This is a genomic window from Marinobacter halotolerans (assembly GCF_008795985.1).
GTDB classification, from domain to species: domain Bacteria; phylum Pseudomonadota; class Gammaproteobacteria; order Pseudomonadales; family Oleiphilaceae; genus Marinobacter; species Marinobacter halotolerans.
The window spans coordinates 2,221,903-2,234,069 of sequence record NZ_VMHP01000001.1 but is presented as its reverse complement, the minus strand read 5'-3'; the positions used below and the strand labels follow the sequence as shown (position 1 = coordinate 2,234,069).

The window sequence follows — 12,167 nt, the reverse complement described above, 5'->3', positions numbered from 1 at the left end:
AGAAGAAATTCAATAACCGGAATCTCTAATGTTTTCAAACGGTTGTCTTTCGATTTCTGGCCCGCCTGACCGGCGTGCCCCTCGAAAGAGATGCGTATTCTACAGCCCAGCGGCTAGGTGTCAACGGGCCATCGGAAAATTTCTTAAATAAGAGGCAGATCGATCACTCAGTGATCAGAACCCGGGCAATTTTCTTCTTTCCCGCCTGAAGGACGACATCTTCACCGACAGCAAACATTCGCTCTTCGGTCATTTGTTCGCCGTTCATGTAGACCGCTCCGCGACCAAAGACGTCTTTGGCCGCCTTGCCGTTCTGCGCCAGACCAGCTTCTTTTAGTAGACCCACAATATGCACGGCATCACGTCCCGCCAGGGAAATCTCCACCACCGGCACATTTTCCGGAATCTCGCCCAGCCCCACGCGGTTACCTGCCGACTTGTGCGCATTAGCCGCGGCTTCGGCATCGTGGAAGCGCGTAATAATCTCTTCCGCAAACACCTTCTTATACTCCTGGGGGTTGGCCCCGTCTTCCACTGCCGCGCGGTACTCGGCAATTTCAGCCAGGGGTCGAAAGCTCAACAACTCGAAGTAACGCCATAGCAGTGCATCCGGCATCGACAGTAACTTGGTGTACATCTCGCCGGGGGCGTCATTCACTCCAACGTAGTTACCCAGGGACTTGGACATTTTCTGCACGCCGTCCAGCCCTTCCAGAATCGGCATAGTGAGAACAACTTGCGGGGACTGCCCATAATGTCTCTGCAAATGACGACCCATTAAAAGATTGAACTTCTGGTCGGTACCGCCAAGCTCCACATCGGCCTCCAGAGCCACAGAGTCGTAGCCCTGAACCAGCGGGTAGAGAAACTCGTGAATGGCGATAGACTGCTCAGCTTCGTAGCGCTTGTGGAAATCATCGCGCTCCAGCATGCGGGCAACGGAATACTGGCCGGCCAGACGAATCATATCGGCGGCGGACAGCTGCCTCATCCAATCGGAATTGAACACGACCCGCGTTTTCTCGCGATCCAAAATCTTGAATACCTGCTCTTTATAGCTAAGGGCGTTCTGGGCTACCTGCTCTTCCGTCAGAGGGGGACGAGTGGCGCTCTTGCCGGTCGGGTCGCCTATCATGCCGGTAAAATCGCCAATCAGGAAAATGACCTCGTGACCGAGATCCTGAAACTGGCGAAGCTTGTTAATCAGGACGGTGTGACCGATATGGAGGTCGGGGGCGGTAGGATCAAAACCAGCCTTTATCCTTAACGGACGCCCTTCCTTCAGTTTCTCCGTAAGCTCGCTTTCAGGAATCAACTCGTCAACACCGCGCTGAATAACAGCCAGTGCTTCTTCTATCGAAGCCATCTACAACACCTTCTGTTCCGGCGGGAAGTCACGGAGCGGTTACAGACATCTACAAAACAGATCTGTGAGTTACCAACGCCCCTGCTACCATTTAACCGGTTAGTTTTAAGACAAAGCCATGATTGGCCGCGTATAAAATGGTCACGGATTATATCAGCGCCGCCAGTAAAAATCTGGCCGGGATTCGTACAACGGTAATGTTTCCTGCTGTCCCGAGCGCATTTTATGCGGTAATCTGTTGGTCTATACTTGAACAAAAGCTTTAATTAGGCGATACAACCTAGCGGAATGTCGATTAAAACGGGTGTGACACGTGCTTAAAATGTTTCCGAAGACACACATTACTATTGCCGCCAGTATAAGCGTCATTGTGACGGCTGCCGTGCTGATGAGCCCCAGCTCCCCCGTGGAAGCCAACCGGGTGGCCTATTCACTCGACCTGAATGAAGGCTCGGTAACCAAGGCCACCAGCCAGAAGCCCGGCCCGAGCGAGCCCGCCGCTGGCAACAACACACCCGATCAGACCGAAAATGTTAGTGAAGCAGCAGCCAACACCACGATGCTGGCATCGCTCGACGCCTCACCGTCAGCAGACGCGCCAGATTCCGGCGCGGACCCGCAGTCCGCACCAGCACCTCAGGTGGCTCAGCAAAAGACAAAGCAGACTTCGACACTGGATTGGGAAACCTTCAAGATCCGTTCAGGTGACACACTCTCTTCCCTGTTCCGCAAAGCCGGGTTCAATGATGGCCTGATGCTCTCGGTCATTCACGGCGAAGGCAAAGCAGACAAACTCCAGCGCCTGTATGCCGGTGAGACCATCCGGTTTGCGACCAATGAATCCGGCGAACTCCAGGCCATCGAACTACAGCGCAATCTGCTTGAAAGCCTAAAGATCCGCAAGAAAGACGGCGAATTCCACGGCCAGACCGTTATGCGGGAGCCGGAAGCCCGACCGGCGTTTGCCGCAGGCGAAATTGACGGCTCTCTCTACCAGGCCGCCCGGGATGCCGGCCTGTCCGACCGGGTCGCCATGGAAATGGCCGGCATTTTTGGCTGGAACATTGATTTTGTCTACGACGTTCGCAAAGGCGACACGTTTGAAGTGGTCTACGAAGAGCTGTATCTCGACGGTGAAAAATTCGACACCGGGCAGATTCTTTCAGCGCGTTTCGTGAACCGGGGAGAGGAAGTCATCGCTTTGCGTTACACCAACAGCAAGGGCGATACCGACTACTATTCTCCGAGTGGCAGTAGTATGCGGAAAGCGTTTTTGAGAACACCAATTGACGCCCGCATCTCATCCTCCTTTAACCTTCAGCGCAGACATCCGGTGCTGGACGTCGTGCGCCCTCATGAAGGCACCGATTATGCTGCCGCACCGGGAACACCGATCAAGGCTGCCGGCGATGGCCGTGTGAAGTTCGCCGGCTGGAAAGGCGGCTACGGTCGCACCGTGGTGCTTCAGCATGGCCAGAACATTACCACGCTCTACGCCCACATGAGCCGTCTCGGTCGCGGCATTCGCACAGGCACCAACGTGAAGCAAGGCCAGACAGTGGGTCACGTAGGTTCTTCCGGCATGGTGACCGGCCCGCACCTGCACTACGAGTTCCGTGTAAACGGATCTCCCAGAAACTCCCGGACCGTGAAGCTGCCCGACGCCAAGCCGATTCCGAGCTCTGAAATGGCCAGATTCAAACAGTTTGCCGAACAGGAAGTCGCCAAACTTGAACTCTTCCGCGGCGACAGTCAGCCACAACAACTGGCCCTTGCGTCGGACGAATAAGCTATGGACGCCTGGATTGGCATGATGTCTGGCACCAGCATGGATGGCATCGATGCCATCCTTGTGTCATTCCCGGCTGACCGCCAGATCCAGATCCACGGTACCTGCACCACACCTTACCCCGACGTTATCCGTCAGCGGCTGGGCAATCTTAGCCAGAATCGCGGTTCGCCCGATGAGCTGGGAGAACTTGATCATCTGGTAGGTGCGCTCTTTGCCGAGTCTGCGGCGAGGCTGATGGATGAGTCCGATCTCGAGCCTGGCCAGATAAGCGGCATTGGCAGCCACGGCCAGACCATCCGGCACCAGCCGGACGGAAGCACGCCATTCACACTGCAGATCGGCGACCCCACACTGATTGCGGAGCGCACGGGCATCACCACGGTTGCGGATTTCCGCAGACGGGATCTTGCTGCCGGAGGCCAGGCAGCCCCCCTTGTTCCCGCCTTCCACAAAGCCTTTTTCAGCGACGCCCATGAAGATCGCTGCATCCTGAATCTGGGCGGAATCGCCAACCTCACCCACCTGCCGGCGGACCCCAAAAAGCCGGTGACCGGTTTTGATACGGGGCCGGCGAACGCCCTGATGGACGCCTGGTGCAAGGACCAGACCGGTCAGAGCTTTGACCGGGATGGCGCCTGGGCAGATCAGGGCCAGGTAAACCAGGCCCTGTTGAGCGACCTGCTCTCCGACGCCTATTTCCAACGCCAGCCCCCGAAAAGCACCGGTACAGAAAAGTTCAATCTGGACTGGGTGAAGACGACGCTCACCCGACACACGCAGGTTTCCGGCGTGGATGTTCAACGCACACTGCTTGAACTAACAGCCATCACCGTCGCCCAGCAGCTACCACAACATCCGGGAATGACACTGTTTGCCTGCGGCGGAGGTGCGAAAAACCCGATATTACTGAGAGAGCTGCAAAGAACCTGCAGCCCCTGCACCGTGACTACCACGGCCAATATAGGCCTGGACCCGCAGTGGGTAGAGGCATCCGCATTCGCATGGTTGGCGCGACAGACACTGGCAGGGCTTCCGGGAAATCTTCCTGAAGTCACCGGTGCAAAGGGAGAAAGGATTCTGGGGGCGGTTTACTACGCCTGACAGACTAGAAACCTAGAAGCGGGAAAGCAGACCGAGTCAGATAGTGAAGGAGCTACCGCACCCGCAGGTTGAACTGGCATTCGGATTCTGTACCACAAACTGAGACCCCTGCAGTCCTTCCTGATAGTCAACAGTGGCGCCCACCAGGTACTGATAGCTCATCGGATCCACCAGCAGACTTATGCCGTCTTTTTCGATGACCGCGTCTTCGTCGTCCTGGGCTTCATCAAAGGAAAAACCGTACTGAAACCCGGAACAGCCGCCGCCCGTCACAAACACGCGGAGCTTCAGGTCTTCATTGCCTTCTTCCTCAACCAGTTCGCGAACTTTGGATACCGCGCTGTCGCTGAGGAATAGCGGGGAAATTGCCTGTTGCTGGACTACACTCAAGAATGCCTCCGGGTACTGCCGTTTCGTGTACCTTGATTATCATATTCCTGACTAAAACAATCAACTATTCCCTGGTCGCGTCTGCATCTGACTCTTCGCCAACTTTCACCTCAGCGGACTCTTCGCTGTCCTCATAGGAGCCGTCTCCGCTGCGGGGCGTTCGGGTCAGAAGGCCCGCCGGTTCACTTTGATGAACCAGGTTACCGTTGACCGACGCTCCCATCGCCATCTCAATCAGATTGTAATAGACGTTGCCATGGATTGCGGCATTCTCTGCCAGCTCAAGATGGGCAGAGGCATACACGTCACCGTGCACCGTGCCGTTAACAATAACATGGGGTGCCCGGATATCACCTTCAACCGTGCCCACCTCGGAGATTCTCAGCACCGCGTCACTGCCCTCGTCGGCGATCAGCGTACCGCAAATCTTGCCATCCACATGCAGGCCGCCAGAGAAATGCACATCGCCCTGGACTGTCGCCTTGGAGGAAATCAGCGTATCGAAGTGTCCGGTCGGGCGCCGTGGTTTCTGTTTCTGCTTTTTCTTACCCAGCATATTAGTTCTCCGTTAATTCATCCCAGTCGAACGTCCGTTCAACCTGCGCCGAATTCGATCCATCCCGCCTGGCCACGACACGCAGTTCCAGAGGTTCGAAATCCTCGGGCAGTGTCAGCGTGCCCTCAACCTCCTGAAAATACTTGAAGCGGAGCTTGATGTCGGTATTTTCAATATCACCTGACAGTTCTTTCAGCGCAATGGTTTCCCTCTGCTCATTACGCCGACCCACCAGACTTACTTCCACCGAGCCGGAAAGGTAACTCTTGTTGTCGCCCCGCTGCACCAGCACCACCATAAACTCGAATACGTCACCGGCGCCGGCAGCACGAACTCTGACCCGATCAATCTGCAGCCCGCGGGTGCTTTCTGACGGGGCCATGATGTTCTTGTAGAAAACCAGCTCGGACTGCATCGTGGCTACCCGGGTCTCGAGTTCAACGATGGTTCGCCTGGCCTGATTCAGGGCCTGCTCGTCCACCGCCCGACCGCGCTCCAGATTCACAAGCTGCTGGCTCATCTCGCGGTTTGCGCTGCGCAGCTCCTCGACCTGTTCCGACAGTCGCTGCCGGGAATCTTCAGCGGAGGAAAAGCGAAACCCGCTCTGAGCCATGCCAGCGGCATATCCAACAACCGCAGCAACCACCGAAAACGTCAGCAGAATAAGAGTCCTGCGAACTCGATATCCGGGCCGGTGCCGGATAACAATGTATTCTTCCGATGGTTTTTTCTGATCTGTCACCCGAACACCTTAGGGCAGCAACGCCGGGGCTTCGAGCCCACGGGTTTCCGGAAAATCAAACATGATGTTCATATTCTGCACTGCCTGCCCGGCTGCACCTTTGACAAGGTTGTCGATCACCGAGGACACAATAACGATGTTACTGTCTTCCTGCCGATGCAGCGCCATACGGCAATTATTGGCACCACGGACACTGCGGGTTTCCGGATGACTGCCAAACGGCATCACATCCACAAACGGCTCGGAACGGAAGCGATCCTCAAAAACGACCTGCAGCCGGTCAAAATCCGCCGGATTTCTGAGTTCGGCATATAGCGTGGCTTCAATGCCCCTGACCATGGGGACCAGATGCGGCACAAAGGTCACCCCAACGCCCACTCCGCTGGCAAGTTCCAGCCCCTGGCGTATCTCTGGCAGGTGGCGGTGGCCGGAGGCGCCATAGGCCTTGAAGCTTTCACCCACTTCACCGTGCAACATGCCGATCTTGCCCTGCCGCCCGGCACCGCTGGCGCCGGATTTTGCATCGGCGATGAGCCGCGACGGATCAACCAGATCGGCTTCTAGCAGGGGCAGGAAACCAAGCTGGACCGCCGTCGGGTAGCAGCCCGGATTCGCCACCAGTTGTGCGCCATGAATATCGGCGCGGGCCACTTCCGGCAGACCATAGACCGCCTTATGGGCCCATTCAGGGCTCTCGTGGGCAATGCCGTACCATTTGGCCCAGACGTCCAGATCCTTTATCCGGAAATCTGCTGACAGGTCTACAACCCTTGCACCCGCCGCCATAAGCTCAGGCATCATCCGCATGGCAACGCCATGGGGCGTTGCAAAGAACACCAGATCGCAATTGGCCAGGGTGGCCACATCAGGTTCGGAAAACGCCAGGTCATAGTGACCGCGAAGATTGGGGTACATCTCGGCCACGGGAAGCCCGACCTCGGAACGTGATGTGATGCAGCTCACCTCGACATCCGGATGTACCGCCAGAATTCTGAGAAGCTCCACACCGGTATATCCGGTGCCTCCTACAATACCTACCTTGATCACCAGCAACTCCCGCTATTCATGCAAAATCCCGGGCGGACAGACCAACCCTGCTAACCGGATAGTCTAACATGATAAACCAATGACTTAGTTGCAGCCCTACGGGCTCTGGTTACAATACTGAAAGAAATCATCCTGCGGCGGTACGGCACCCATGAAAAAACCCTGGCACAAGATCACTGAGAATCTGATTCCTGTGTTCCGTCGCCGACTTTCCGGGGTGGACGCCCTCCCTCAACTGGCCGTGCTTGGCCTTCTGTCCGGCCTGATTACTGGTAGCGTGATCCTGGTGTTCCGGTTTGCCATTGAGTGGCCGCTGGAACAGTTCTTACCCGGCCCGGGTTCGGAATCCTTTGAGGAACTCAGTCTGCTCGCACGCGCCGTGCTGCCTCTTGCTGGCGCTGTTGCCCTGGGCCTTATGCTGCACCGACTGGCAACCCAGGACCGCAAAGTCGGGGTTGTGCACGTCATGGAGCGGCTGAACTACCATCAGGGCTATATTTCCGTCCGCAGCGCACTGGTTCAGTTCGTCACCGGCGTGGCCACGGTGGTGACCGGCCAGTCAGCCGGTCGGGAAGGCCCCGCGGTGCATCTGGGCGCAGCTTTCTCAAGCCTGGTGGGCCAATGGATGCGCCTGCCCAACAACAGCATCCGCACCCTGGTCGCCTGCGGTTGCGCCGCCGCCATATCCGCGTCATTCAACACCCCGATTTCAGGCGTCATCTTCGCCATGGAAGTGGTGATGATGGAATACACCATCGCCGGCTTCACGCCGATCATACTGGCCTCGGTGACGGCTGCAGTGATCAGTCAGGCGGCCTATGGCTCGGAACCGGCATTCAGCGTGCCCGCCCTGACCATGAACTCACTGTTGGAAATTCCCTGGATTATTGCAGTGGCCCTGGTTATCGGCATCGCCGCCGCCGCGTTCATACAGCTCGTGGATACCTTTGGCAGGCATCATCAGCGTCCGGTTATCCTGCGTCTCACAATCGCAGGACTGCTGATGGTTCCTTTTGCCATTCTGGTGCCCCAGGTCATGGGCATTGGCTATGACACGGTTCAACTTACCATTGACCACCAGTTGACCTTCTGGGTGCTTCTGGGGGTGGGTGTTGCCAAGCTGCTAATCACCTCCGTCACCCTGGGCCTTGGCATGCCCAGCGGGGTGATCGGTCCCACGCTGTTTATGGGGGCAACCCTGGGGGGCGCGATGGGCCTGGTCGGCGCGCAGATTCTACCGAACATGGCATCGTCCATTGGTTTCTATGCCATGCTCGGGATGGGCGCCATGATGGGGGCGGTGCTGCAGGCGCCCCTGGCGGCATTGATGGCACTGATGGAACTCACCCGCAACCCGAACATCATTCTGCCGGGCATGCTGATCATCACCACCGCCAGCCTGGTGACCAGCGAGGTCTTCGGCAAGAAATCCCTGTTTCTGACCATGCTTAAGAGCCAGGGAATGAGCTACCAGAACTCCCCGGTAATTCAGGCACTTCGACGGGTATCGGTAGGCGCCATCATGGACCGGAACATTCTTCGCACCGAGCGATTCCTGACCGCGGAGGAAGCCCGCAAGGTGCTGAAATCCGAGCCCAAATGGCTGATTGTGGAAGGCAGCAACGGCCCGACTGCCCTGATGCCCGCGGTCGATCTTGCACGGTTCATGGAAGACAGCAGCGACTCAACGCCGGAAACCGAAAAGAAAAGTGAGGACACCGAAAAACCGGCAGACGAGGAGCCGGCCAAGATCGACCTGATCAACATTCCGGCCAATCGCCGGGACATTGGCCCCGTGCAATACCAGGCCACCCTTGAGGAAGCACTGAACGTGTTTGACCAGAGCAGCGTAGAAGCTCTATACGTTCAGCGTCACGTGGCCCCGACCATTCAGCGGATCTACGGCGTCCTGTTGAAATCCGACATCGAAAGCTACTACCAATATCGACGGAGTTAACCAATGCTGTGGGTCAAAGCCCTGCACCTGATTGCCATGGTGTGCTGGTTCGCCGGCATCTTCTATCTGCCACGCCTGTTCGTTTATCACGCTGCCTGCGACGACCAGCCCGGCCGTGAACGTTTTAAAGTCATGGAGCGCAAGCTCTACCGGGGAATCACCACGCCTTCGATGGTGGCGACCCTGGTGTTCGGCTTCTGGTTGGTAAGCTATAACCCGTCCGGCTATTTCAGCCAGGGCTGGCTTCACGCCAAGCTTTTTCTGATCGCCATCCTGGTGGCTTACCATTTCTACTGCGGCCATCTGGTCAAGGTATTCCGGGACGACGGCAATACCCGGTCCCATGTTTTTTATCGCTGGTTTAACGAACTGCCCGTGTTCATTCTGGTGGCCGTTGTAATCCTTGCCACCGTGCGACCTTTCTGAGGAGTCTATGACTGACCTGAGTTCCCGCCCCCACGTTCTTGTTATTTCCGGCCTCGATCCATCCGGCGGCGCCGGCATACAGGCTGACATTCAGGCCATTACCGCGCTGGGCTGCCACCCATTGCCCGTGCTTTCCTGTGTGACGGTGCAGGACACCCGCAATGTCTATGGGGCGTCTACCATTGACCCTGACATCATCCGCCAGCAGCTGGACGTGCTGGCGGGGGATTCACCCATCCACGCCATCAAGACCGGGGCACTGGGTAGCGCAGAGGTGGTCGATGTGCTGGTGGATTTCATCAAAAAACATCCCGGCATTCCTTTGATCACTGACCCGGTCATCAAGGCGGCCGGTGGCGGCGATCTGGCTGACGAAGCCCTGATCGATCGAATGCGTGAACGCCTTTTCCCCCTGGCGGAAATGCTTACTCCGAACGGCATTGAGCTGGAACTGCTGGGACAAAGCGACGACCCGGAGACTGCCGCGGACCGACTACTCGCCACAGGCTGTCATTCGGTACTCGCTACCGGCGGCCATGGCACCGGCCAGGACATTATCAACAACCTTTATGTGAGGGGAGCGCCACCGAAGCGTTTTCAGGTCGAACGGTTCGGCGGCGAGTATCACGGCACCGGCTGCACCCTGGCAGCCGCCATCGCGGCTGGCCGCGCCAGCGGACTGGGAGCTGGACCGGCGATCGGCCAGGCGCAGAACTTTGTGTCCCACGCCATACGTCATGCCCTGAAAGTGGGCAAAGGCCAGCCGGTCCCGGACAGAGGCATCACATGGACAAGCTGATGCGTCCGGGGCTCTATGCCATCACCGACAGTGCACTGCTGCCCCCGGAGCGATTGGTGAGGGCGGTTGAGGCAGCGCTCAGGGGCGGGGCCGTCATGGTCCAGTACCGGGAAAAATTCCTGCCATCATCAGAGCGGATCAGCCAGGCACGAAATCTGGTGGCGGCGTGCAATAATGCCCGGGTACCGCTGATTATCAACGACGACCCGGAACTAGCCGAACGAGTCAGGGCCAGTGGCGTTCATCTGGGCCAGTCCGACGCATCACTGCAGGCAGCCCGTGAACGCCTGGGCGAGGCCGCCATTATTGGCGCAACCTGCCATGCCAGCCTCGACCTGGCCAGCAATGCGGACCAGGCCGGCGCCGATTATCTGGCCTTTGGCCGATTCTTTCCCTCGACCACCAAACCGGATGCGCCCGCCGCCAGCGCCGACATCCTTGGCAAGGCTAGAGGCTACGGGAAGCCGGTCACTGCCATTGGCGGCATAACCCTGCAAAACGGCGAATCGCTGATCCGCGCAGGGGCCGATATGCTGGCCGTGGTAGGCGGCCTGTTTGACGCCGACGACGATCTGATTGAACATCGGGCCCGACAATTTACCCGGCTATTCACGGCCCATCATCCACTTTCCTAAGTTTCCGGTTATCAGGAGCAATGCAGCATGACCCAGTCCGAAACCCTGTTCGAACAGGCACAGAAATATATCCCGGGTGGCGTCAACTCGCCGGTACGGGCGTTCAAGGGCGTTGGCGGCACTCCGATTTTCTTCAAGCATGCCGAGGGCGCTTATCTTTATGACGAGGACGGCCGCCGGTACGTTGATTTTATCGGCTCCTGGGGTCCGATGATTCTTGGTCATTCCAACAAGCTGATCAAAGACGCTCTGCATGCCCAGGTGGATCTGGGCATCGGCTACGGCGCACCGACTGCCATCGAAACGGAAATGGCGAAAAAGGTCTGTGAACTGGTGCCTTCCATTGAACTGGTGCGCATGGTGAATTCCGGTACCGAGGCCACGATGAGCGCGGTTCGCCTGGCACGGGGCTACACCGGCCGGGACAAGATCGTGAAGTTCGAGGGCTGTTACCACGGCCATGTGGATTCACTGCTGGTCAAAGCCGGCTCCGGCGCACTGACCCTGGGCGTTCCCAACTCTCCCGGCATCCCGGCCAGTCTGGCCGAGCACACCCTGACGCTGGATTTCAACGACATTGACGGCGTGCGCAAAACCTTCCACGAAATGGGCGACCAGATTGCAGCGATCATTGTTGAGCCGGTAGCCGGCAACATGAACTGCGTGCCGCCGGTACCCGGCTTCCTGGAAGGTCTGCGGGAAGTGTGCGACCAGCACGGCACCGTGCTGATCTTCGACGAGGTGATGACCGGCTTCCGGGTTTCTCTTGGCGGCGCTCAGGGCTTTTACGGCGTCAAGCCGGATCTGACCGCGCTGGGCAAAGTGCTGGGAGGCGGCCTGCCCGTGGGCGCTTTCGGTGGCAAACGAGAAATCATGGAACACATATCCCCGCTGGGGCCGGTCTATCAGGCCGGCACGCTCAGCGGCAACCCGCTGGCCATGTGCGCCGGGCTGACTACCCTGAACGCCATTTCCGAACCCGGGTTCCATGACCGCCTGACGGCGAAAACCAACGCTGTTCGCGATGGCTTCAAGCAGGCAGCGGATGAAGCCGGAATACCGCTGACGGTGCAAAGCGCCGGCGGCATGTTCGGGTTCTTCTTCACTGAGGAACCCTCCGTCACCCGGTTTGATCAGGTCACAGCCTGCAATATAGAGCGCTTCAAGGCCTTTTTCCAGGGCATGCTGAAGGAAGGCGTGTATCTGGCGCCCTCGGCGTTCGAGGCCGGATTTACCACCAACGCTTTGAGCGATGAAGACATTGAGTTCACCATCAATGCCGCCCGAAAGGTCATGAAAACCCTCTGACGTCTCGGGCGAGAAACTGCCCGATTTTCGTGACGCCGGTCACAGTTC

12 protein-coding genes are annotated in these 12,167 nt (G+C 57.9%); 7 read left to right on the top strand and 5 right to left on the bottom strand.

Annotated elements, in window-relative coordinates; genetic code table 11:
- Positions 1-163: 163 nt before the first annotated feature.
- Positions 164-1,366, bottom strand: coding sequence for a tyrosine--tRNA ligase (tyrS, locus tag FPL19_RS10290; RefSeq protein ID WP_150912327.1), 1,203 nt, complete (start codon positions 1,364-1,366; stop codon positions 164-166).
- 313 nt (positions 1,367-1,679) lie between these two features.
- Between tyrS and FPL19_RS10285 the strand changes: the two genes are divergently transcribed.
- Both FPL19_RS10285 and FPL19_RS10280 read left to right on the top strand, forming a co-directional pair.
- Positions 1,680-3,155: an OapA family protein gene (locus FPL19_RS10285; RefSeq protein WP_150912326.1), complete on the top strand. Its 1,476-nt coding sequence runs from the start codon at positions 1,680-1,682 to the stop codon at positions 3,153-3,155.
- Positions 3,156-3,158: 3 nt separating this feature from the next.
- On the top strand, positions 3,159-4,259 hold the full coding sequence (locus FPL19_RS10280; protein ID WP_150912325.1) for an anhydro-N-acetylmuramic acid kinase: 1,101 nt from the start codon (positions 3,159-3,161) through the stop codon (positions 4,257-4,259).
- Between the two features lie 36 nt (positions 4,260-4,295).
- On the opposite strand, the gene erpA is transcribed toward FPL19_RS10280, so the two are convergent.
- The 4 genes from erpA to argC form a co-directional block, all read right to left on the bottom strand.
- Entirely contained in the window at positions 4,296-4,649 is a 354-nt protein-coding gene (erpA, locus tag FPL19_RS10275; protein WP_150912324.1) for an iron-sulfur cluster insertion protein ErpA, read from the bottom strand.
- Between the two features lie 64 nt (positions 4,650-4,713).
- Positions 4,714-5,205 carry a bactofilin family protein gene (locus tag FPL19_RS10270; protein ID WP_150912323.1) on the bottom strand — a complete coding sequence of 164 codons (492 nt, stop codon included), beginning with the start codon at positions 5,203-5,205 and terminating at the stop codon, positions 4,714-4,716.
- 1 nt (position 5,206) lies between these two features.
- Complete coding sequence (locus FPL19_RS10265) at positions 5,207-5,947, bottom strand: DUF6776 family protein (protein WP_150912322.1); 741 nt, start codon at positions 5,945-5,947, stop codon at positions 5,207-5,209.
- 9 nt (positions 5,948-5,956) lie between these two features.
- Positions 5,957-6,994 carry an N-acetyl-gamma-glutamyl-phosphate reductase gene (gene argC / locus FPL19_RS10260; RefSeq protein ID WP_150912321.1) on the bottom strand — a complete coding sequence of 346 codons (1,038 nt, stop codon included), beginning with the start codon at positions 6,992-6,994 and terminating at the stop codon, positions 5,957-5,959.
- 151 nt (positions 6,995-7,145) lie between these two features.
- Here argC and FPL19_RS10255 point away from each other — a divergent pair, with 151 nt between their 5' ends.
- The 5 genes from FPL19_RS10255 to hemL are packed head-to-tail and all read left to right on the top strand — an operon-like array spanning position 7,146 to position 12,119.
- A complete protein-coding gene (locus tag FPL19_RS10255) occupies positions 7,146-8,951 on the top strand; it encodes a chloride channel protein (RefSeq protein WP_150912320.1) in 1,806 nt (601 codons plus the stop codon).
- 3 nt (positions 8,952-8,954) lie between these two features.
- Positions 8,955-9,377 (top strand): protoporphyrinogen oxidase HemJ, encoded by a 423-nt coding sequence (gene hemJ, locus FPL19_RS10250; RefSeq protein WP_150912319.1) that lies wholly within the window; start codon positions 8,955-8,957, stop codon positions 9,375-9,377.
- A 7-nt stretch (positions 9,378-9,384) separates the two neighbouring features.
- Complete coding sequence (thiD, locus tag FPL19_RS10245; protein ID WP_150912318.1) at positions 9,385-10,176, top strand: bifunctional hydroxymethylpyrimidine kinase/phosphomethylpyrimidine kinase; 792 nt, start codon at positions 9,385-9,387, stop codon at positions 10,174-10,176.
- The gene (thiE, locus tag FPL19_RS10240) at positions 10,164-10,811 is read left to right on the top strand and encodes a thiamine phosphate synthase (RefSeq protein ID WP_150912317.1); all 648 of its coding nucleotides are present in this window, start codon (positions 10,164-10,166) and stop codon (positions 10,809-10,811) included. Before thiD ends, thiE begins: the two co-directional genes overlap by 13 nt.
- A gap of 27 nt (positions 10,812-10,838) precedes the next feature.
- Positions 10,839-12,119 carry a glutamate-1-semialdehyde 2,1-aminomutase gene (gene hemL / locus FPL19_RS10235; RefSeq protein WP_150912316.1) on the top strand — a complete coding sequence of 427 codons (1,281 nt, stop codon included), beginning with the start codon at positions 10,839-10,841 and terminating at the stop codon, positions 12,117-12,119.
- Positions 12,120-12,167 lie beyond the last annotated feature (48 nt).